Origin of the sequence: Paenibacillus tabacirhizosphaerae (genome assembly GCF_040812395.1) — a bacterium.
Lineage (GTDB): Bacteria > Bacillota > Bacilli > Paenibacillales > NBRC-103111 > Paenibacillus_E.
The window spans coordinates 102,761-124,720 of the sequence record NZ_JBFNXH010000016.1 but is presented as its reverse complement, the minus strand read 5'-3'; the positions used below and the strand labels follow the sequence as shown (position 1 = coordinate 124,720).

Annotated in this window: 22 protein-coding genes; 13 read left to right on the top strand and 9 right to left on the bottom strand. The window is 49.8% G+C overall.

The window, feature by feature from the left end:
* The first annotated feature begins 7 nt into the window (after window positions 1-7).
* The gene (locus ABRS97_RS22760) at window positions 8-823 is read left to right on the top strand and encodes a carbohydrate ABC transporter permease (protein WP_367819176.1); all 816 of its coding nucleotides are present in this window, start codon (window positions 8-10) and stop codon (window positions 821-823) included.
* A gap of 204 nt (window positions 824-1,027) precedes the next feature.
* Entirely contained in the window at window positions 1,028-1,603 is a 576-nt protein-coding gene (locus ABRS97_RS22755; protein ID WP_367819178.1) for an Hcp family type VI secretion system effector, read from the top strand.
* Window positions 1,604-1,705: 102 nt separating this feature from the next.
* On the opposite strand, the gene ABRS97_RS22750 is transcribed toward ABRS97_RS22755, so the two are convergent.
* Both ABRS97_RS22750 and ABRS97_RS22745 read right to left on the bottom strand, forming a co-directional pair.
* The gene (locus tag ABRS97_RS22750; protein WP_367819180.1) at window positions 1,706-2,617 is read right to left on the bottom strand and encodes a pyridoxamine 5'-phosphate oxidase family protein; all 912 of its coding nucleotides are present in this window, start codon (window positions 2,615-2,617) and stop codon (window positions 1,706-1,708) included.
* The gene (locus tag ABRS97_RS22745; protein WP_367819182.1) at window positions 2,617-3,054 is read right to left on the bottom strand and encodes a VOC family protein; all 438 of its coding nucleotides are present in this window, start codon (window positions 3,052-3,054) and stop codon (window positions 2,617-2,619) included. Before ABRS97_RS22745 ends, ABRS97_RS22750 begins: the two co-directional genes overlap by 1 nt.
* Window positions 3,055-3,199: 145 nt before the next feature.
* Here ABRS97_RS22745 and ABRS97_RS22740 point away from each other — a divergent pair, with 145 nt between their 5' ends.
* Window positions 3,200-3,796 (top strand): CGNR zinc finger domain-containing protein, encoded by a 597-nt coding sequence (locus ABRS97_RS22740; protein ID WP_367819184.1) that lies wholly within the window; start codon window positions 3,200-3,202, stop codon window positions 3,794-3,796.
* Between the two features lie 829 nt (window positions 3,797-4,625).
* Here the strand turns inward: ABRS97_RS22740 and ABRS97_RS22735 are convergent.
* The gene (locus tag ABRS97_RS22735; protein ID WP_367819186.1) at window positions 4,626-5,669 is read right to left on the bottom strand and encodes an acyltransferase family protein; all 1,044 of its coding nucleotides are present in this window, start codon (window positions 5,667-5,669) and stop codon (window positions 4,626-4,628) included.
* 178 nt (window positions 5,670-5,847) lie between these two features.
* On the opposite strand from ABRS97_RS22735, the gene ABRS97_RS22730 reads away from it, so the two are divergent.
* Together ABRS97_RS22730 and ABRS97_RS22725 are read left to right on the top strand one after the other, a co-directional pair.
* Complete coding sequence (locus tag ABRS97_RS22730; protein ID WP_367819187.1) at window positions 5,848-6,333, top strand: hemerythrin domain-containing protein; 486 nt, start codon at window positions 5,848-5,850, stop codon at window positions 6,331-6,333.
* Window positions 6,334-6,364: 31 nt separating this feature from the next.
* Entirely contained in the window at window positions 6,365-7,174 is an 810-nt protein-coding gene (locus ABRS97_RS22725; protein WP_367819188.1) for a formate/nitrite transporter family protein, read from the top strand.
* A 17-nt stretch (window positions 7,175-7,191) separates the two neighbouring features.
* Here the strand turns inward: ABRS97_RS22725 and ABRS97_RS22720 are convergent, their stop codons facing one another.
* From ABRS97_RS22720 to ABRS97_RS22710, 3 genes are all read right to left on the bottom strand, one after another.
* The gene (locus tag ABRS97_RS22720) at window positions 7,192-7,470 is read right to left on the bottom strand and encodes a hypothetical protein (RefSeq protein WP_483312503.1); all 279 of its coding nucleotides are present in this window, start codon (window positions 7,468-7,470) and stop codon (window positions 7,192-7,194) included.
* A gap of 123 nt (window positions 7,471-7,593) precedes the next feature.
* Window positions 7,594-8,793, bottom strand: coding sequence for an MFS transporter (locus tag ABRS97_RS22715; protein WP_367819189.1), 1,200 nt, complete (start codon window positions 8,791-8,793; stop codon window positions 7,594-7,596).
* Between the two features lie 106 nt (window positions 8,794-8,899).
* Window positions 8,900-9,778 (bottom strand): helix-turn-helix transcriptional regulator, encoded by an 879-nt coding sequence (locus ABRS97_RS22710; RefSeq protein ID WP_367819190.1) that lies wholly within the window; start codon window positions 9,776-9,778, stop codon window positions 8,900-8,902.
* Between the two features lie 161 nt (window positions 9,779-9,939).
* Between ABRS97_RS22710 and ABRS97_RS22705 the strand changes: the two genes are divergently transcribed.
* From ABRS97_RS22705 to ABRS97_RS22690, 4 genes are all read left to right on the top strand, one after another.
* Window positions 9,940-11,328 carry an MATE family efflux transporter gene (locus tag ABRS97_RS22705; protein ID WP_367819192.1) on the top strand — a complete coding sequence of 463 codons (1,389 nt, stop codon included), beginning with the start codon at window positions 9,940-9,942 and terminating at the stop codon, window positions 11,326-11,328.
* A 400-nt stretch (window positions 11,329-11,728) separates the two neighbouring features.
* Window positions 11,729-11,854: a hypothetical protein gene (locus tag ABRS97_RS22700; RefSeq protein WP_367819193.1), complete on the top strand. Its 126-nt coding sequence runs from the start codon at window positions 11,729-11,731 to the stop codon at window positions 11,852-11,854.
* A 214-nt stretch (window positions 11,855-12,068) separates the two neighbouring features.
* The gene (locus ABRS97_RS22695) at window positions 12,069-12,386 is read left to right on the top strand and encodes a hypothetical protein (RefSeq protein ID WP_367819194.1); all 318 of its coding nucleotides are present in this window, start codon (window positions 12,069-12,071) and stop codon (window positions 12,384-12,386) included.
* A 275-nt stretch (window positions 12,387-12,661) separates the two neighbouring features.
* Complete coding sequence (locus ABRS97_RS22690) at window positions 12,662-12,964, top strand: hypothetical protein (RefSeq protein WP_367819195.1); 303 nt, start codon at window positions 12,662-12,664, stop codon at window positions 12,962-12,964.
* A gap of 232 nt (window positions 12,965-13,196) precedes the next feature.
* Here the strand turns inward: ABRS97_RS22690 and ABRS97_RS22685 are convergent, their stop codons facing one another.
* Window positions 13,197-14,102, bottom strand: a complete 906-nt coding sequence (locus ABRS97_RS22685; protein WP_367819196.1) for an ArsR/SmtB family transcription factor — start codon at window positions 14,100-14,102, stop codon at window positions 13,197-13,199.
* 228 nt (window positions 14,103-14,330) lie between these two features.
* Here ABRS97_RS22685 and arfA point away from each other — a divergent pair, with 228 nt between their 5' ends.
* Window positions 14,331-15,842, top strand: a complete 1,512-nt coding sequence (arfA, locus tag ABRS97_RS22680) for an arabinosylfuranosidase ArfA (protein ID WP_367819198.1) — start codon at window positions 14,331-14,333, stop codon at window positions 15,840-15,842.
* A 459-nt stretch (window positions 15,843-16,301) separates the two neighbouring features.
* Here the strand turns inward: arfA and ABRS97_RS22675 are convergent, their stop codons facing one another.
* Window positions 16,302-17,201 carry an SDR family oxidoreductase gene (locus ABRS97_RS22675; protein ID WP_367819200.1) on the bottom strand — a complete coding sequence of 300 codons (900 nt, stop codon included), beginning with the start codon at window positions 17,199-17,201 and terminating at the stop codon, window positions 16,302-16,304.
* A gap of 366 nt (window positions 17,202-17,567) precedes the next feature.
* The gene (locus ABRS97_RS22670) at window positions 17,568-18,527 is read right to left on the bottom strand and encodes an AraC family transcriptional regulator (protein ID WP_367819201.1); all 960 of its coding nucleotides are present in this window, start codon (window positions 18,525-18,527) and stop codon (window positions 17,568-17,570) included.
* Window positions 18,528-19,175: 648 nt separating this feature from the next.
* On the opposite strand from ABRS97_RS22670, the gene ABRS97_RS22665 reads away from it, so the two are divergent.
* The 3 genes from ABRS97_RS22665 (at window position 19,176) to ABRS97_RS22655 (ending at window position 21,442) form a co-directional block, all read left to right on the top strand.
* Window positions 19,176-19,490, top strand: coding sequence for a c-type cytochrome (locus tag ABRS97_RS22665; RefSeq protein ID WP_367819203.1), 315 nt, complete (start codon window positions 19,176-19,178; stop codon window positions 19,488-19,490).
* A 66-nt stretch (window positions 19,491-19,556) separates the two neighbouring features.
* Window positions 19,557-20,474, top strand: a complete 918-nt coding sequence (locus ABRS97_RS22660; RefSeq protein WP_367819205.1) for a helix-turn-helix transcriptional regulator — start codon at window positions 19,557-19,559, stop codon at window positions 20,472-20,474.
* Window positions 20,475-20,578: 104 nt separating this feature from the next.
* Complete coding sequence (locus tag ABRS97_RS22655; protein WP_367819207.1) at window positions 20,579-21,442, top strand: MBL fold metallo-hydrolase; 864 nt, start codon at window positions 20,579-20,581, stop codon at window positions 21,440-21,442.
* Window positions 21,443-21,960: the final 518 nt, after the last annotated feature.

Genomic DNA, 21,960 nt, shown 5'->3' with positions numbered 1-21,960 from the left:
CTGACTGATGTTGGTTCGGAGTTTAAATCGATCCGTTATTATTTTATTAGGCATTGTATTTCTAATCCCGCTGGTATGGACCATTTTCACCTCATTTACGCCATCCAGTGAAGTTATAACGAGAGTAAATCCATTCGCTATCATGAATCCGACGTTCAGCAATTATGTATCTGCTTGGACAACGGTTCCTTTTGTCAGGTATTACAGTAATACCATGATCATCGTCGTGGGGATTCTAGCGGCGCAAATCATAACAGCGACGCTGGCTGCCTATGCATTCGCCCGTCTGCGGTTCATTGGACAAAGCGTTGTGTTCATCTTATTTCTCATTCAAATCATGATCCCGGCAGAGGTTCTCATCTTTCCGAACTATACGGTGATTAAGCAGCTTGGTTTAGTAGATACGAAATTAGCGATTATGCTGCCATTTTGGGCATCGTCATTCGGCGTGTTTCTGCTCAGGCAAACTTTTAAGCAAATTCCGTTGGAGTTGGACGAAGCGTCGAAGGTGGATGGCTGTCCTTGGTGGCGCACCTTATGGCACGTATATTTCCCAACCGCCAAGCCTACCTATATCGCGTTCGGGCTCATCTCCGTATCTACGCATTGGAGCAACTTCATGTGGCCGCTCATCGTGACCAACTCGGTGGAAAACCGTTCGCTGACGGTAGGACTCGCCATATTCGCCCAAACCTCGGAAACTGGAGCGCAATGGGGGACCGTGACCGCCGCCACGCTTCTGGTCGTGTTGCCGCTGTTATTGGCATTTTTCATTTTTCAGCGTCAATTTGTAGAGAGTTTCATGCATGCCGGACTTAAATAACAGAGCACTGAAGATCAGGAACTGGAGGGTCGCAAGTAAATAGGTCCAAATGCTAAAGCTTTGGAATCGTTTTATGGGAAGCTTCGTCATTCTTTGTCTAATCGTATTAATAATGCATTAAATATAGGCGTACAGCGACATTCCTTCAAATTTTAATGTTACAATTTATCTTGTTTCATTGATCTTTTTGGAGGAGTGATTCCCATGGTAAGGTTAAAAAAACAACTTCTTGCGGTTATTGCAGCTTGTTTATTAGCATTACTTTTTAGTGTGGTACCTACTGCTGCTGAAACAACTGCAAAAGAAAATCCGGTTCTCAACTATGATGTGTACTTGAAATTGGATGGCATCACGGGTGATGTGGCAGCGAAGGGGTATGAAAAGTGGATTCAGCTTGCCGGTGTTGAGTTCGATGTCGCGAATTCAATATCGAGTGCCAGCTCAGGCAGTGGATCGGGATCCGGTAAAACTTCACTGAAAGAGTTCGTCATCACCAAGCAAGTAGATTCAGCTTCTGTTCCTATTTTTCTGGACGCAGCGACTGGAAAAGCGATTAAAACGGGTCAACTCGTATTTGTAACGCGTGGCGATCATGCTGCGCCTTTGCTTACGATTGATTTAAGCACCGTACACATCGCAGACTACAGTTTTAATAATGCTTTAGAAACGATCACCATAAATGTTAACAGCTTGGAATTGAAATATGTTTCACAATCGAAAACGGGCAGCAAAAACCCGCCGATAACAGGCAGTTGGAACTTTAGCGAGAATAAAAAATAATCGAAAATCGGGTGTTTTGGTTGTAAGGGACAAGACCTCTAACGTGCAAGCCGTTACATTGACGGTTCACGCTAGAGGTCTTTTTGTAAGCTGTGGCTGGATTCACTCGCTCTTGAGTTTGGGCTTGGGATTTGCCGGAGAGTAGCTGACAAATGTCCAGTTCAAGGGCATTTCGCTCAGGGTAAATCTGCTCTGTTCGACATGAAAGCGAACCATTCGCTCCGCTCCAATGATCCCGTTTATGGCTGTAGTTCCCCATTCTACTTCCACAGTACCGCTCAATTGCAACATACTCCCCGTTTCAAAATCCAGAAATACGAGTCCTGCCTGCGGATAGCCATCCAAATTGCCGAGGGTATTAAACATCGAGTTGCCTTTATAATCAGGAAAAACAAGCGTATGGTCATCCAGCACCTGAACAAATCCGGGCATTCCTCCACGATGAGAGATGTCCGCGCCATAATGGGGGTGATGGCTGGCGATAAAAAAAGTGTCGGCTGCCTGAATCAGCCGCTTGGCAGCCTCCGTCATGGTTGATAGATATGAGCTTTGCCGGTCGTCTTTCCGTTCATCAGCGATGGACCAATCGCGTGCTTGAATATATTTCGGGCAATTGGAGTAGACCTGATGAACTTGAAGCGTTAGTCCGTTCGAATCCGTCTCACGGATGATTCCGTTTGTCCGCATTCGCTGTCGTGCGGCAAAATCCATCGCAATGGTCCCTAAATTGTTGTCTTTCCAGATGCATTGGTGTAAAGGATCGTTTGCACGGGGAAGTTGCTGAATACGGATCATGCGCGAATCCATCACTTGCACGAAACCTTGGTTACCAAATAATGCGGAGGCCCACACATTGCCGTTCTCTTGTGCGGCGCCAAGAATGATAAAGGGTTGACGTTCCAAAAACGATTGAGCTACGAGCGGGATGTCCGAATAAATATCATTTTTGCGTTCCGCGATATGACGGACGCCTGCGCGTTCCTGAACGCGTATCTCATTCGGATGATAATTCATTAGAAAAATCCGCAGGCCCTGCCGGTTGTTGGCGAACAGGAATGACCGCTAACGCCTGATAACGTGTAGATCTCAAGTCGAAAGCCATCCGGGTCTTCGAAATAGATGCCTCCCGAATCCGCGCCTTCAACATGGGCGACCATGCCTTCATAAATGAAAGGGATGCCATGCGCTTTAAGCTTCTCTTCAAAACTTTTTACGATTTCGACGGAGTCGACTTCAAAGGCCAAGTGATGGAGACCCGGCAACTGAGGGGAGAACGTTCCCTCGCTTTGCTGCCACAGCGTTACCAAGTTCTTGCGATCGTCACCAAGCAACGCAAATTTCTTGCCGGTTTCGTCAGAACGGGTTCGCAATGTGAAGCCCAGTACCTCTGAATAGAATCGAACGGAACGATCCAATTCCGTAACATTTAAACCAATATGACCTAACTGCATAACCATCACTCCTAACCATCAAATTAGTATTACAGGTATTATAATACACTGGAACATTTTAACTTGTAAATACCCAATTAGGTGGTTAAAATAAACGTGTGAGTGATGGAGCGAAATCGCAGTCTGAATGGAGATGAGACTTGCTGTGAAACAAACAGGTTATATTTTTGACGGCAACCACTTTGTTACTGATTTTGTGAATACAAGAAAAAACATAAAGGGCGTTCGAACAGAGCTCTTGCATAATTGGTATGATTTGCTGCAATGGTTAGAGCAAGCGGGGAAGCGCAGGTTCGTTACTGGGCAGTTGGATGCTGATCATGCCCTTAAGCGGGAAGAGATTTTCGAGCGGATATTGTCCTTCAGAAACCGCTTGGAGCAAGCGGTTATAGACATTATCAGGGATAAAGAAGTACCGGATTCCTTTATCGCATATATAAATAAGGAGCTTACCAGGTACAGAGGATATTATCAGCTCGACAAACAAGGATCCGCCGCATCTGCAGTGAGGTATTACGACATCTCGCAACTGCCGGCTTTGTTTCTGGAAGAAGCGGCGCTTTTCTTCATGTCGTTCAAGCCGGATAATTTGAAAAAATGCGAGAACACCGTTTGCATTTTGTATTTCTACGATACCAGCCGAAACCAGCAAAGGCGCTGGTGCAGTATGGAGAGATGCGGGAATCGCGTAAAAGTTAATCAGCATTATCACCGTAAAAAGCAGGAAAAAAGCAGCCTGTGAATACCTGAACATGCAGTTGCTTACCTGTATGCCAAAACCTCCAGAACCGCCACAACGGCCAAAGCCTCCAAAACCGCATAACGGCGGGGTTGGAGGTTTATTTGAATCGTTAGGGATACCCATGCTAAGGAAAGCGTATGTCGTCAGGTATGTGTGTGACAAGCTCGCAGAGCGGAGAGATTCCGCACGCATTGTGGGGTACGGGCATTTGACAGGATAGACGTAGAAGATCCGGAAGTGCCACATCTGTTTGTAGTATTGAAATGTCGCCTCGATCTGCGATAGATCGTCTTTTTGCATGGGTGAGCGGAACGTAGATGCATTAAGAAATGGTATTTTCGGTTGTAGAGACATTTCGCGGAACTACCGTGCGTTATGAGCAGGAAATGCTGAGTTTTAGCGGGTTCTAGACACACTTTCGCTCATTTAACGCACCCTAGTTCCGCTTCAGGGGGAGAAAAGGGACGTTATCGTGGAATAAGGCATCGTAGTTCCGCCAATCTCGCTGTGCATGGGGAATAGGCGGTCCGGCAGCATCTCCTCCGTTTTCTTGCGAAGCTTGCGGAGGCGAAATGTCCCGGAATCTTACAGGGGTGTTCATGGATAGGAATACCGGAGGAAGACAGGTTAGTTAAACGAGAATTGGAAGGCAGCACAGAGTAGAACAGGAAGGGAATGGGTATGGGGTGGAAAAGCGATAGCGTCCGCCTTTAAAGTCGTGTTCGAACCACCTTGTAAATTCAAGGAACACGACTTTAACAGCGGTTGGAACCCTATACCCAATTCCCTCTCCACGCCCAAACGTATGGGTTTAGACATGCCCAAAGCATTATATCTGATGTTTTCTTGTCACTAAGCTTTCCAAGAAACTTAGGTTAGGCTCAATCAACGGACGACTGAGCCGTCGCACCCATTTTTGCGAGAGCAGCCAAGTAAGCGCGATGGCGAACAGAATAACGAGCATGATTTGCGCCGGGCTTTGGATGTGACGGAAGAGCCCTGTCGCTATGATGGTTTTAAGGATGAGCCCATGCAGCAAAAACACATAAACCGTATGTTTACCCCATTCAGTCAGCGTAGACGTTATATGCGGAACGAAGCATAAGAAGCAGAAGGAAGCCGTGGCCTCCAAGGCATAAATGCCCAACCTGTATGCGCCTGCTAACCAGCTCAATTGGCCAAGCTCCACATACGTATAGCTGCTGTATAACCATTTGGGATCTAGGGGAATCACACTTAGGCAGAGAAGAATGCCAGACGCAAGAAGCACGCTTAACCCTCTGAAGCTGCGCAGCCATTGTATCGGGAGAACATTCGGATGGAAGTAATAGCCGGCTAAGAAAAAGGGAAAGAACACAATGGTTCTTGAGAAGCTGAACATGGCTCCGGTGAAAGGCAAATACCCAATGAGCACGCCGAGCGCAATCGAGACTACAAGCGGATGCTGCAATTTTGTGAAAAGGAGCAGTAATAACCGCCAGCAAAAGTGGCTGAATAAAAACCATAATAATGAATAAGGAATGAAGAATGAATAGTGAACGCCAGGCGCATGAAAGGATAGCGCATCGAGCAGAGAATAAAGGCTTTGAAACAATAAATAATGATAAAAAATCAACTGCAGGCTCCTTATGCCAGCGCGATTGAATTGAAAATTTTTGGAGAAATACCCCGTGACCATGACGAACATAGGGATATGAAACGTGTAAATGCTCAAATACACGGCTTTTAAAATCGCGCTTTGATGAATGAGCGGATCGATACAATTTGCAATTACCACCCATACAATCAGCAGGAATTTTGCGTTCAGCATATAGGTGTTAGCCGTGTCGCTGTCCATTTTGTTTACGAGTTTGCTCACGTTCGTCTTTTTCACAATAATAACCCCCATGACAGGAAATCCAGGATCTTTCACGTTCAGGATAAACCCGAGTCAGAAATGCCGCAGTGAGGAATGTCACAAAGAAATATAAGTCGGCTGTGATACTCTTCACAGTGCAATTCCGTGTAGAAGATTACAATAGGGGTATTCGCAGTATGAGGGGGAAAACAGGATGGTTGTTGAACTCAGAATTGCTATAGAACGCTTAAAGGATGAGCACAGTGCACTCAAAAAAGAGCTGGAGGATGTGCAGTTGAAAACGAGTCATATGCTTGCGACGCTTGGAACAGATGAATCTATGGATTTGCTACGGGAACTTCGGCGGCAAATGATTTCTTATATGAAACTCATACAAGATCATGAGCATTGGGAAGAGGAGGAAATATTTCCGGTACTTGAACGGTATGCCAATCAAGGTATGGATCCATCTTTTATCACTTCCAAATGGGTGATGGAAGAGGATCATAAACAAGCGGAACGATTCGTCCGTTCTTTTGTCGACTATGCGGACCCGAGCATGGCGGCTGACAGCGTGAAGTTGAAAAAAGCAATTTCGCTGCTTAGTATGGCTTGCTCCGCTATATCGGAGCATCTTTTGACGGAGGAGGAAATGTTTTTCCCTATTGCAGATCAAGTGTTAGACGAAATGCAGGACTAACAGCGCATAGTGGGGGATGGAGGCGGTGGAGATGGGATTTGTGAAGCCGGAACAGATTTGGGAACGTACGGTGGAAGCCGGTGTGAAGAAGGTTCATTTGCCCCTTCGCAGCCAGTTGGCCTTGGGTGTATTGGGTGGTGCTTATATTTCTCTTGGATTTCTGCTGTACATCAGGGTCAGCGCTACGATACCATCGCCATGGAGCGACTTTGGGGGCATCCTTGGAGCCGCTGTGTTTCCGCTGGGGCTAATCCTGACCTTGCTTGCCGGGGGCGAGCTGCTGACTGGTAATATGATGGCAGTCCCGTCTGCGTTCATCTCGCGTAAGATCTGTTTGATCGATGTAGCGAAAAACTGGCTGATCATTACGGTCGGGAATATGCTGGGCGCCTTGTTAATCGCTTATCTGTTCGGACATCTTGTCGGGATGACGGAACATGGCGTGTATGCAGACAAGTTGGTGAAGGTTGTCCATGCCAAGATCGAAGAACCTTTCCTGATAGCGTTGTTGTCGGGTATTGGTTGCAACTGGCTCGTCGGACTCGCGGTTTGGTTATCGTATGGTGCCGATGAGAGCGGCGGGAAAATAGTTGGGATCTGGTTCCCTACAATGGCTTTCGTAGCAATGGGATTCCAGCATGTGGTTGCCAATATGTTCGTAATTCCAGCCGCTATTTTTGCCGGGAAGGCGACTTGGATACAATTTGTTGAAAATTGTGTGCCAGTCTATATAGGAAATTCGTTAGGCGGTGCTCTATTTGTCGCCGGCATATACAGTCTGGTTTACCGGCGTGCAGCAGATCGGCAGTCCAAAGCTGCGGCTGTAAGTTACGACAAATAGAGCCCCTAGGCCTAGGCTTATTTTGCGTTAGAAATAACAGCGCCGAAGATGATAACAAAAAAGAGCACATAGATCACAATACCAATCAATGCCCAGATCAAGGCTGCTTTGGCATAATTGGCTTTTGAGGGGTTCGTGCCGCCGCCAAATGCCCATACGAACAGCATAACGAGATTCACGACTGGAATGGCGAGCAGCAGAATAGTAAGCATCCAGTCTTTTACACTGATGATTGCACTTTGCTGTTGCGGTTGGTACACGTGCGGTTGTTGACCTGTGGAAGTAGATGTCTCCAAGAAAAGTCAGCTCCTTTACGATTCCATTTCTTTTTTAGGGTATTAGAACACGCTTCAATCTATGACAAAAAGAAACAAGGATTGTCCTCAGGCAGCACGCATGCTTGAAGAACAATCCTTGTTTTAGTTGGGCTGCGTATCCGGCTGTTTGTCCAATCCGCGATTGGCATAAACGAACACGGCATTGAGCAGAAGAACAGCCATCGTCACATAGAAAACGGATGTAAATCCGTACGCGGCGGCAAGATGGCTGCCCATCAGCGGACCGATGAGGTTGCCGAGAAACAGCGACGAAGTGTTGAAACCGTAAGCGGTCCCTTGAATTTGGACGGGAGCGAGCTTCTTGACGAGCACATTCAAGGAAGGAATCATGCCGCCGATGAAGAGTCCCAGCAGGAATCTGCCGACCAGCAGCATGGTGATGCCCGTCGCGAAGGCTTGCGGGATGAAGGCGAGAGCGGCCATTACTAGCGCAAGCATGAGCGTTTTGCGTTGGCCGATGCGATCACCCAGCCTGCCCAGGGTCGGGGCGCCGAATAAATTCGCGATGCCCGTAATCGCGACTACGAGCCCGGCCAGCAGCTCCAGATGGCTTCCGAGATAGAGCGTTTTCGCATAGACTGTAACGATCGGCTCAATGCTCATCATCCCAACCTGGGTAATCAGCGAAGCGGCGAAGACCGGTAGCAGCGGCCGGAATAAGCCCCACTGCATGCGCTGCTTGCCTTTCTTCGCGGCGGCCGGCTTGTGATCCTCATGGATGAAGACCATGACCACAATACTCGCGCACAGCATGAGCCCGCCAGTAAAGAAAAAGACTTTATTGTAGCCGATAAATTCAGCCAGCAAACCGCCAATCAGCGGGCCGATGAGAGAGCCGGCAATGGCGCCGGTTTGAAGGGTGCCCAGCGCCCGGCCCGAATGCTCGGTCGGTGTGATCGACGCCTGCAGCGAGACGGCCATGGAGATGAAGCCGGAGAAGAACCCGTTCAGCAGCCGCAGCGCGAGCAGCTGCCAGGGGTTCGTTACGATGCCCATCAGGGCGGTAACGACGGCCATGCCGAGACCCGCGCGGAGCAGCATGATTTTCCTCCCGCGCTTATCGGCTATAGCGCCCCATAGCGGTTGGGTCAGGAACGAAGTGATGAATTGCGCCGCGACAATCCAGCCTGTCCAGCGTTCCACATCCGCAAGCTGATGAACGCCAAGCTGCTCGATATAGAGCGGAAGAAAAGGCAAAACGAGATTCATGCCGCACATAATAGAGAAGTTAGCCACCCATAGAATCCATAGTGACTGCTTCCAATGCAAGGGGGTAGGCATAGATGAAGTCTCCTTGGGATGATTATTGATCGCTGGTCATTTTCGTTACAGTATATCATAATTCATCATCGGTGCAGCAAAGCCGTAAGATGGCTGTGCCGGGTTCTCATCCGTGGGAAAAGCGCTGCCTGTACTGCCGGGGAGAAATGCCTTCAAGCTTCGTGAAGCATGTGGCGAAGTAGGCAGGCTGCTCAAAGCCGACCTCTTCTGCAATGCGGGCGATGGGAAGATCGGTTTGCAACAGCAGCAGCTTTGCCTGCTGGATGCGGATTTTGTTTACGTATTCGGTGGGGGAGCAGCCGTATTCCTTTTGCATGCAGCGGGCGATATATACGGGGTGGAAATTGACGCTTTCGCCGAGCTCCTTGGCGGTGACGGCACGCCGGTAATGCTGCCTCAAATAGGAGGCGGCTTTTTCAGCAGGAGCGGTCCAAGGCGAGTGGCCTTCGGTCTCGATCGATGCGGAAAGCTGGCGCAGCAGATCTTGAAACAGCTGCTGCTGCGTCCAACGAATGCCGTTTACATGCGCGCGCGGGTGAAGCTGATGCAACTGCTCAAGCAAATCATAGGTCTTATCCGGCTGAAGGAGGCGCGTGAATTGCGGAATACGAATCGTGAATGGCTCCACGGCAAAGGGCTGGATCGGCTTATGCGCCGATTCTTCAAACGACGTATGAGGCAAAGTGTCATCGACCATCGCCCAGGTACCGCCGGCATGGAAGTGCAGCCAATGCGTATCCGTATCTTGGGCGCATTTTTGCATGGCAAAGTGATAGCGGTCCGGTCGCAAGATGACAGCATGCCCGGCGGACACTTCGAAGTGATTGTCGTCTTCGCCGATGTAGAAGCAGCCGTTTGTGGTGACTAACAGATCGAACACCTGGATGTTGTGCCGACTCGGATGGCTGCCGCCTTTGGGAATGGTGTTGGATCCGCTAATGATATAGTGGGGCAGCGGGGGGACGGTGAATGCAATAAGAGCCATGAGAAGTCTGCCTTTCTGATCTTCTGGAGAGAAGTTGGAATTTTGAAAGTTTGGGTTGCTTTCATCATACACGGATTCAAGTAAAGCATCTATAATTTGAGCAGAAAACAAAGTTTTATTTACACAAAAAAAAGACAGAATGCTTGGATGGTGGAGAGTGCATGATTAAAGAAACTAACAAATTTTCGCTTTGGCTGCTCGCGTGGCCCATTTTTATCGAATTACTGCTGCAACTGCTGCTGGGAGCCGTTGACACACTCATGGTCAGCCGGGTTTCTGATGATGCTGTAGCCGTGGTAGGACTGTCGAATCAACTGTTTCAAGCGTTAACGACGTTGTTCATGACCATCGCCAGCGGAGCAGGCATCCTGATTGCCCAAAAGCTGGGGGCCAAAAACAATGAAGACGCGCGTACTGTCGCGGTTATGGCCGTAACGGTTAGCGCGATCATCGGTTTCGCACTCAGTCTGCTCTTGTTTACCGAAGCGCGACCGCTTGCGAAGCTGTTTCAATTGGAGGAGCGCCTGCTGCCTTTGGCGGAAACGTATATTTCCATCGTCGGCGGAGGAATGGTGCTAACCGCTTTAACCGCTGCGCTCAGCACGGTCATCCGGAATACGGGCAATACCAAAGGGCCGATGATTACGGCAATCGGAATGAACGTCATTCATATTGTATTTAATTACGGGTTCATTTATGGGGAACTGGGCTTTCCTCAGCTGGGCTTGACGGGGGTTGCGATTTCCACGCTAGTCAGCCGCCTGCTTGCGACACTGATGCTGCTCTACATGTTTCTTACTGCCTTTGAGCGCAGGATGCAGTGGCGGGATCTGTTCCTTTTCAATCGTAAGCTGTTTGGCGAAGTATTGAAAATCGGCTGGCCGCTTGGCATTAACATGTCGTCGTGGGTGCTTACGCAGTTAACGATCTACACGTTTCTGGCGATGCTGGGGGCCAAGGAATTAGCGGCCCGAACGTACATGAACACGTTGGAGTCGATTTGTTTTATGCTGGGCTATTCGATCGCTCTGGCTGTGCAAATCCAAATTGCTCATCTCTATGGTGCAGGGAATTTGAAAGAGGCGTACCGGAGCGGGTATCGCGGGACTTGGATAGGACTAGGGCTTGTCGCCTTCAACTGCGGGATTCTTGTGTTGATTGGCAGAAGCTTTCTCGGACTCTTCACCTCCGACCCAGCGATTATTCAGCTGGCGCTTTCCTGTATCGTGCTTACGCTGATCCTGCAGCCGGGGAGGATGCTCAACATGGGGATGGGGAATTCGCTGAATGCGATCGGGGATACACGGTATAATATGGTCATTTCTTTGATCTCCATGTGGGGCGTAGCAGCTGGCCTTTCTTATGTATTGGGCATCCGCATGGGCTGGGGATTAGCCGGCATTTATGTGGCAATGATCTGTGACGAGTATCTGCGAGGCATTCTGGTCGTAATTCGCTGGCGCCGCCAAAAGTATTTGAGGAGAGCAGAGCGGAATCAGCAGGCTGAGGCTGCTCCTAGAGCAGGGACGGAGCTGGGCGTTCCTTCTTAATGAGAATATTGAATGATGAGCCAACAAAAATTTTAAAACCATTCGCTATTATGGCGTACATGCCCGGAGAATGAAGAAGGTATGCAAAAAGTTGGTGACGACGCCGCAACGGTTTCTGTGCGGGGAAAGGGCTGGATCGGCTGATCGTCGACGGCGAAACGAAGTTCATTATGGGCAAAATCAATGAGGCAGGTTGGGAGGCAGAGAGCTAGAACGCAGGGAGCTAGAAGGGGAAAACATACCGAGTTGAAGCGTCCATTTTGGGCGTTACGGCAGCGGGAGAGCGAGTGAGCGAGCGTGAAAGGGCCGAAACGGCCCTTTCAGGCGGCGGAAAAGGGTCAGCGGCCCGGAAGACCGAGTTGAAGCGTCCATTTTGGGCGTTACAGCAGCGGGATAGCGAGTGAGCGAGCGTGAAAGGGCCGAAACGGCTCTTTCAGGCGGCGGAAAAGGGTCAGCGGCCTGGCTGAGCGAAGTGAAGCGTCCATTTTGGGCGTTACAGCAGCGGGGTAGCGAGGAGGCTACGTGAAAGGGCCAAAACGGCCCTTACGGGCGGCGGAGAAGGTTCAGCGGCCGGACTGGCCGAGTTGAAGCGTCCATTTTGGGCGTTACAGCAGCAGGATAGGCGAGTGAGCGAGCGCGAAAGAGCCGAAACGGCCCTTACGGGCAGCGGAGAAGGGTCAGCGGCCGGACTGGCCGAGTTGAAGCGTCCATTTTAGGCGTTACGGCAGCGGGATAGGCGAGTGAGCGAGAGTGAAAGAGCCGAAACGGCCCTTACGGGCAGCGGAGAAGGGTCAGCGGCCTGGCTGATCGAGTTGAAGGGGCCATTTTGGGCGTTACAGCAGCGGGATAGGCGAGTGAGCGAGCGTGAAAGAGCCGAAACGGCCCTTACAGGCGGCGGAAAAGGGTCAGCGGCTGGACTGGCCGAGTTGAAGCGTCCATTTTGGGCGTTACGGCAGCGGGAGAGGCGAGTGAGGCAGCGTGAAAGGGCCGAAACGGCCCTTACGGGCAGCGGAGAAGGGTCAGCGGCCGGACTGGCCGAGTTGAAGCGTCCATTTTAGGCGTTACGGCAGTGGGATAGCGAGTGAGGCAGCGCGAAAGGGCTGAAACGGCCCTTACAGGCGGCGGAAAAGGATCAGCGGCCTGACAGATCGAAGTGAAGCGTCCATTTTGGGCGTTACAGCGGCATGAGAGGCGAGTGAGCGAGCGTGAAAGAGCCAAAATGGCCCTTACAGGCGGCGGAGAAGGGTCAGCGGCCTGGCTGACCGAGTTGAAGCGTCCATTTTGGGCGTTACGGCAGCGGGATAGCGAGTAGAGCCAGCGTGAAAGAGCCAAAATGGCCCTTACGGGCAGCGGAAAAGGGGCAGCGACCTGGCAGATCGAAGTGAAGCGTCCATTTTGGGCGTTACAGCAGCAGGAGAGGCGAGTGAGGCAGCGTGAAAGAGCCGAAACGGCCCTTACAGGCGGCGGAGAAGGGTCGGCGGCCTGGCTGACCGAGTTGAAGCGTCCATTTTGGGCGTTACAGCAGCAGGAGACGCGAGTGAGCGAGCGTGAAAGAGCCGAAACGGCCCTTACAGGCGGCGGAGAAGGGTCAGCGGCCCGGCTGCCTCTTGCTCGCTGGATAGGATCTATCTATTAGGCGTAGAGGAATCCATTCCCGCGGAGAAATTACGTTGACACCCGTGTCGTAAAAGACGGGCATGTCATCACGGCCAAAGGCCGGGCTTTTGTTGATTATTCTTTTGAAATATTCGATTACCTGCATGTTACCGAGATAAGCCTGAAGAAAAGAGCAATTGTTTACAGATATTATGGATAGATAAGATGGAAACCGACGTTCCCTTGAAGGGGAGGTCGGTTTTTTGCTTTGTTTACCGTCTATATGTACGGAAAGTGATGTCGCGATTGTAATTGCCGAAGCCCTCGCCGTAGAGCGTCAATCCCCCGACATGTGTCGCATGTTCCGGTACTTCCAAACGTAGTAGCCACTCGTTGCGGGACATGCGGATATCCTTGACCGTGACAGCGGAAAGCTGCTGTCCATCGAGAAAGGTGCCCAGCTCGGTGATGCGGATAACCTTCAGCCAGCCATATTGGTTGATGGAGTCCGGCCACCATGCCGGCGTGAGCAGTCCGCGTCCCCGACCGGAATCTCCCGGGCTCGTCCAATAGCCGAGCAGTGTGTCATTCACGTAGAAGTGAATATCCGATGGCCAGTGTTCCTGAATGCCGGGCGCCTCGGAGCCTATTTCCAGCGAGATCTCGATTTCTTCGAGCGTTTGACCGGGCAGCACATAATTGGGGATCCGGTACTCGACGAATCCGCGCCCAAACCACAGGATGCTGGCATGCATGCGCTCCGGTTCAAAAAAATAACGGGGATCATCGTATTGACCGATCGTATGCTCCGTTGTCGCAAGCCCGCAGGTCGGATGCACATCGAATCGCGTGTAATGGCCGATCGGAATTGAAACCTCATCGAACGTCCGCTGCTGTTCAGCGGATTGAGGGAGGTTCATTTCGATGCGGTTCACGGCCAGCGAGCATATTTTATGCGTGCCGCCTTGCTTGCGGACGAGCTCCGTGACAATCAGCCCGCCTTTCTCCAGCTTCTTCACATGCATAGTTACAATAGCGCTGCTCAGGCCAAGCGTATTTGCCAAATCCTTCACATTCATTGGCCGCTCCGCAAGCAGCTCCAATATGGTAAGCCTCACATCACTGGCCAATGCTTCATAGAGCGGCAGCCATTTGCGATCGGTGGTTGTCTGGATCATAGGTCATAACTCCTTATTTAGTGGAATCGTCGACTCGATTCAAAATGAGATTCATGTTCGGATCCGCTATGAATGACGGATCGAACGACTAATTAATGAAAATATTAATTCAAAAAAAGCGAAATGAAAAGCTTGAAATTATAGCTGGGGTATTGTTTAATAAGTCTATAGATCATAAAAATATTAATCGATTCATATTTTTATTAATTATACGATGAGGTGAAGGCGATGTCTATGAAAGCGAGCATGATTGTTGACAGGGATTTTAAAGTGGGGGAAGTCGATCCACGTATATATGGCTCATTTATTGAGCATTTGGGACGCGCGGTATATGGCGGCATCTATGAGCCGGGCCATCCGCAAGCGGATGAGCAAGGATTCCGGACAGATGTGCTGGAGCTGGTTAAAGGATTGGATGTTCCGATTGTTCGTTACCCGGGAGGTAACTTTGTATCCGGTTACAATTGGGAGGATGGCGTGGGTCCGCTGGAGCAGCGTAAAAAGCGCCTGGAGCTTGCTTGGCGAACGCTGGAGCCTAATTATTTCGGGCTCAATGAATTTATGGATTGGTGCCGCAAAGCGAAGACTGAGGCTATGATGGCTGTAAATTTAGGCACGAGAGGGCCAGATCAGGCACGTGAGCTGGTCGAATACGCTAACCATAAGTCGGGCAGCTACTGGAGCGATTTGCGGATTTCGCACGGCTACAAGGAAGCGCACAATATTAAGACATGGTGCCTGGGCAATGAAATGGACGGCCCTTGGCAAATCAGCAGCAAAACAGCTGCCGAATATGGCCGCATCGCCTGTGAAACGGCTAAAGTAATGAAATGGGTGGATCCAACGATCGAGCTGGTTGCCTGCGGCAGCTCTGCGCTGAACATGCCAACTTTCCCGGAATGGGAAGCGACAGTTCTGGAACATACCTACGATCATGTTGATTATATTTCGCTTCATCAATATTATGGCAACCGGGATAACGATTCTTCCAATTTTCTTGCACAATCGCTCGGCATGGATAAATTCATCAACACTGTCATTGCCACAGCTGACTATGTGCAGGCGAAGAAACGCGGCAAGAAGCAAATTCACCTTTCCTTTGACGAGTGGAACGTATGGTATCACTCCAACGATGCCGATCGGAAGATCGAGCCTTGGAGCATTGCCCCTCCGCAGCTTGAGGACATTTACAATCATGAGGATGCGCTGCTGGTCGGCTGTATGCTGATCTCCATGCTCAAACGCGCGGATCGCGTGAAGATGGCCTGCATGGCGCAGCTCGTCAATGTTATCGCGCCAATTATGACAGCGAATGGCGGAGCCGCTTGGAAACAAACGATCTACTACCCCTACATGCACGCGAGTGTATTCGGGCGGGGAACGGTGTTGGTACCGCTTATCAAATCGCCGAAATATGATGCCAAAGACTATACCGATGTTCCATACTTGGAAGCAGTGGCAGTTCATCATGAAGAGAACGCAGAAGTGACGATTTTCGCTGTTAACCGCAACTTGCAGGATGCACTGCCGCTAGAGCTGGATCTGCGCAGCTTCGGCGGCAGTCGCGTGATCGAACATATCGTGCTGGAGAACGAAGATCTGAAAGCGGCGAATACCCTCGAAGCTCAGGATCAAGTGAAGCCTCATACGAATGGTAACGCGGTTGTAACCAGCAGCGGTCAGGTGCAGGCGACTCTGTCTAAAGCTTCATGGAACGTGATTCGTTTGAAGCTGGTATAAACGGAATATCATTAATAAAGAAACGATGAAATCCAATAAAGCCAGTAATAATGAGTTTTTATTGGCTAAATAAAATGGATAGAAGTTTCAGAAAACATCTGAATTTCTATCCATTTCTTTTCGTTATTTACAACAACATAATTATTCAGTAAATCGACCTTCGAACAACCGCCGTTGTTTATAGATCAAGACTTTGTATGGAGCGGATCGTAGATTTACCCAAAATCTGAGACCTTTCTTTCAATAACCATTAAATCTAATTCTCAAATGTAAATGTTTAGAACTATACTGCCAGTTAGCACAGCAAGGCTGCCATTCATTTCTCGCGGCAGCCTGTGGTATTGGTATTGAGCTGTAGTTCACCGTTTGCTTAATGAGATGCCATGAGAGCAATCACACAACTAGGCCCAGCAGCGGGCTTCCTTCCGCTTAGACACAGTTAGAGCCGATGGGTTCAGTTCAGTGGTTGAAGTAAAGCCCCTGTTCGAGATCCTGGATCAATGTGGGGTGCACTGGCCGCCATCCCAAGCGTTCCTGGGTCAGTGCACTCGACATCGGGTTATCAGACGACGTGAAGGCGCCTAGAAAGCCGAAGTGGGCTTCTGCCTCTTCGCGGGAAATGCTGGCCACTGGCAGGTTTAGGTGGCGACCGATGACGACGGCGATGTCACGGAATGGCACACCTTCTTCGTCGACCCCGTGCAGCCGTGAGCCGGCCGGTGCGGATTCGACGGCGAGACGGTACAGGCGCGCCGCATCGAGGCGATGAACGGCTGGCCAGCGGTTGGACCCGTCGCCGATGTAGGTGGAGACGCCCTTGTCGCGAGCAATGTCGATCAGCATCGGGACGAAGCCATGATCACCCGGGCCGTGCACGGACGGTGCGAGACGGACGACCGATGATCGCACCCCGCGCTCTGCTAGTGCGATCACAGCATTCTCCGCTGCGCCCCGGGGCACTGCGTCGTCGACCGCGACCTCCTCCGTCCCGAGAAGCCCCAGCGGGGTCGACCATGCGACCAACAATGTTCCCGAGGTGAACACGAACGGTTTTTCGGAGCCCTCGAGCGCCGCACCTAACGTCTCGACGGCACGCAGGTCGGCTGCGACTGCGCCGGCGAAGTCCGAGAAGTCGGTCTTGAAGCCCAGGTGAATGACGCCGTCTGCCGCGGCAGCACCCTTATGCAGGCTGTCGAGGTCATCGAGGGCGCCATGGTGCACCTCAGCCCCGACTGCCGTCAGCGACTCGGCAGCCTTGTCTGAGCGGGCAAGGCCAACTACCTGATGCCCTGCATCGATGAGTTCGCGGACGACGGCGGAACCGATAAAGCCCGTCGCTCCTGTGACAAAAATACGCATAATGCAGTCCTCCTTAAGTTGTTGAGTAGTAGATCTACTTGAGCCACCAACTGTGCGCATAAACGATCAGCACCACCGGCCCCAAGGCTAATCTCATTATAATCTGCGTCTCACTCAGATCTTTGCCTGTTCCTCGTCACTTCTTGCCTAATCCTCCGGAACACCCCCTGACCTCTGACCGTTCATGGATTAATCTGTAGGTAGTCCGATATGGCTGGTTTTCGATTGATAGAATGATAGAATGATAGCCCGCCAAGCCTTACGGCCGCGGGCTATGAAGGAAAAATAGGGGGATTGTAAGCAACTCGGTCAGTAAAGGCTGAAGCAGGGAAGGTGGAGCTCTTCCTGCTATCCCATACAATTTGATCAGTCCAATATTCGCGTTTGTTGACGCAATCTAGCGACGTCTCTCCTTGGAGGACTTCCGAAAAAGCGGCTGTAATCTCGGCTAAATTGAGAGGTGCTCACATACCCCACCAGCTGGCAAGCAGTGTTCGCATCCATGGAGTTGGAAACCATCAGACGCCTCGCTTCATGAAGGCGCAGCGCTTTTTGATATTGCAACGGGCTCATTGAAGTGACTGCCTTAAAATGTTCGTGAAACGAGGACTCGCTCATATGTACCAGCTCGGCCAAATCTGAAACCTTCATCTGTTGGGAGAAGTTGTCGCGGAGCCAAGCAATCGACTTCACAACCCGCTGCGCGTCAGAATCCGCAAAACAAATTTCAGCGACGTGAACGCCGATGGGGCTGCGCAGGACTCTTATCAAAATCTCATCCACCACAAGCGGGGCAAGCAATTCAGCGTCACCGGGATTGGCGAGACACTCCACTAGCCTCGTCACAGCTTTGACCATGCCCAAATCAGCGCTAATAACGTAACCCGCGCTCCAATTACGAACGGCAGGCAGGCCTTGGGGATAGACTTTCAGTGCCAACTCAGCAAGCCTTTGCGGGTCAAGGCTCAGCTTAACACTCAGGAATGGTTCGGAATGGCTAGCATGTATGGTTTTCACAGCGATTGGTAGAGCAACGGGGAACATGAGCATATGCGACCAGCCGAACTGATAGACCTCCTGCCCCACGGTGACGACCTTTGCCCCCTGTGCAACGACTAACAGAGAGGGTGAGTCGAAGGTTTTTACGTAGTCAATGTTTACTTGTGAATAGCGACTGACGTGCAAACCGGGGATGCGCTGGCTAAAGGTGCCGTCATGTGGCGTATAGGTGTGAATCAGCCGTGCTAGACGGGCCGTTTCTGCATCAAGCGATTCGTCGGCGTTACCTGACGCCATCGGCAGCAAATTGTCATCTTGCATATTCATCGTCTCGAAAGCAACCCCATTTTATACAGATATTTTGACTTAGGGATCCAATAATTCCCGATCAGTTGGCGTACAGCCATATTGATCCGTTGGGCAGCTTTTTGAATGGACTCCTTCACTTGGATCACCTCGGATAAAGCATAGAAATTAACATATCATCTCAAATCACTACAGTGGTGTCAATATTTTCCTTAGGAGAATTTATTCAGTAACATTAAAACTAACCTCCCGTTCGTATTCATCTCGACTAAACTGTGCAAAAATACTTGAAGTCCATTTACAATGGTTTTCGGCAATGAACGCTCCGCCTGTATCAGCTTATCTACAAGCTCCTGTTGTCGTAAAGACATCAATCGCGAACAGACCTTCTAAAAGAAAAATCGCTTGAATCAAATGGCGGTATTGGGAATAAAAACTGTTCAAATTAGGCTTGTGAATCGATTAGAGGGTTATCGAAGGGATACTGTCTAAGATAGATCATAGACTTGTAAAATGACTTCACAGATGATAGAAATCTATTCACCGTATTCGGACTTTTTTGAGTCAAGTTTATAAAACGAAACGTGTCCTTTTCCGAGTTTCTTTATTTTTCAGCCAAGCCTCTGGTATCATAATAGGAAAAGAGATTAAGGGAGTAGATGATGTCCAATGAGGTTCAAGCTGCTTAGTGCGGTCATCCTTGTTCTTAGCTTGTCCGCCTGCGGGAATCAAGAAAAACAAGCTGAGCCGGCAGCTGTGAAAGCGGATGCCCCCACGATTTATAAAAACTTCTGTATTTCTTGCCACGGTGCTAATTTGCAGGGCGGCGAGGGGCCAAACATTCAAAAAGTCGGAGAACGCCTCGATGAAGCGGAGATTATCAAGCGGATTCAGAAGGGCGGAGGCGGCATGCCACCCTTCCAAGTGGCTTTGAAGGATGAAGAATTGAAAGCTTTGGCGACGTGGCTTGCGGGTCTCAAATAAAGGGAATAGGCGAACTTTCAGGTTGCCTGCATAAAATTTCATTTTATTATAGCGGGGGAATTCAGCATGCAATGGACAACGGTGGGCAGGAAAATTTATCCTGGTTATCACCATCTGATGTGGACGGATCGTAACGAACATATCCAAAGTGCGGAAGCCATGCGTACGAGGTACAGATTCATGCTCATCGAAGAAAGCTTCGGCGCTTTGCAAATCGACGGACAGAGTGTGCCTATCATCGCACCGGCCATCATTTGCTTGAATGAAAACGAATCCCTGTCCCTTGTCAGCGATTCCGCTATCGCGGCCAAAACGATCTACTTTCATCCGTTAATTGTTAATTATAAATTTGACTTTCTAACGGTCATGGAGCAAGGACACGACTGGTCGGACACGGATCGGCAAGATTTATGGTGCTTGCGGCCTTTCAGGGACCGGAGCGGCTGTTATGCGAAATGTGTACAAATTGATCCGATGTTCGCGAGGCACATCTCGCAAATCATCGATGAGATTGATGAGCAATTGACGGCTCAACCCGATGTTTCATGGCCGTGCAGAAGCCGTTCGTTCATGCTGGAACTTCTATCGTTAGTTCGAAGGTTGTATGATCGCTCGGAGTTGCAGGCGGACAAGATCCTTTACGGAGCGTCGAAGCAAATTGAAGCCATCATTCAATATGTGCACGCGAATTATCGGCAAAAGATTAAAGTCGAAGATGTGACAAGAGCGTTCAACACCAATAAAACGACACTGAATAACCAGTTTAAAGAGCATCTTGGACTCACCATGATGGCGTATGTGAATGCTATTCGTATGCAAATGGCCAGCTCTATGCTTAGAAATACGACCTTATCCGTCAGCGAAATCATGCAGATGGTGGGCATCCAGGACAGCGCGCATTTTAATCGCAATTTTCGTAAGTTTACGGGCTGTACGCCGGCAGAATACCGCAACCAATTTTGCTGGATGCTGAAACACAAATAGACCGAAATTCCATATTTGCAGTAATTTGCTTCCAATTCACAATGTTTTCCATCCGGAAACTGATTTAATCTGGTGAAGGATTCTACATTGAAGGGGGCTATTACATGCATCGTACCATCGTTTCTCTATTCATGGTTTTGCTCGTTGCCAGTATCTTATTTCTTCAAGCATGCTCTAACGGGACAACCCCTGCCGGTAAAGCGCCGGAGGTTACCCAGGCTGCACAAGCGACTCCCGTTTCAACGTCGGAACCATCGCCTGCTCCGTCTAAATCGCCTAAGCAGGACACCGAAACGCTCCAAAACAACACTGGAAAAACGTTGATCAAAAGTGTTACTGAAGAAAAGGGCGGCAATCATATGTCGTTTGCGATTGTGTCCAAGCAAGGAACCGTTATCGTAGCCGATCCTCATGAGATGCCAGTAACGAAAGGCGTGCTTCACGCGGACATTATTACGTCCAGCTTTATTAATCATAGCCATCAGGACCCTGTTTTCGTAAAGTATAATCCCGAAGCAAAAGTTTCGGAAATGAAAGCGGAACGCTTTACCGTGAAAGATGTTAAGGTGATCGGCGTTGCCGCCTCTCAGTCTACAGCTCCCATTCAGCCAGCTGCGCCGACAAATGTCATCTACGTCTACGAGGTGGATGATTTGCGCATCGCCTATATCGGCGGTTTGGGCCAGGATGAATTAACGAAGGAACAGCTCGACCAACTGGGCAAGATTGATATCCTGCTCACCTATTTTAACGATGCGCCCACCTGGAATATTAAAAAAGCGACGTCAATCCGGGCTGTGCAACAAATAAAGCCCCGAATTGTGTTGCCTACCGAGTTTAAACCGGAAATCGTGGATGAAATGCTAACTGCGTTGCAGATTGAGGATCGCAGCGAGACCGATAAGCTGGTCATTGCAAAGAGCGATGTGGAAAGCATTCAAAAGACCAAATATGTTTTTATTAAATAAGCGCTTCTGACTTGCGGGGCTGACAGGGTGGCGCGTTCATATCAGCGCTCGTTGTTCCGCGAAATGGCAGAAACGCTCATACATGTGAAATAAGGCAAGGACCTGAGGCATAAGCCTCGGGTTTTTTTCCATTTTGACCATCCCATACCGCTTCGAACTGCGATAGATTGTCCTTTTGCAGGGGCGAACGGAACGCAGATACGTTATGAGCCGGTATTTTCGGTTCAATAGACATTTCGCGGAACTACCGTGCGTTATGAGCAGGAAATAATGGGATAAAGCTGCATGTTCACCGGATTAACGCATCGTAGTTCCTCTTCATGGGGAGAAAAGGGACGATTCCATACAATAAGGCATCGTAGTTCCGTCAATGTAGCTGTGCCAACGGGGTATTTTCGGCGGAGAAATGGATGAAAAAAAACCATTGCCAGCATCAGGGCAATTTTGGTAATATAGATTTCTCTCTCTACGCGGCGGCTGCATCAACAAGCTAGTTTCTCTAACTCAACAAGCTCAGG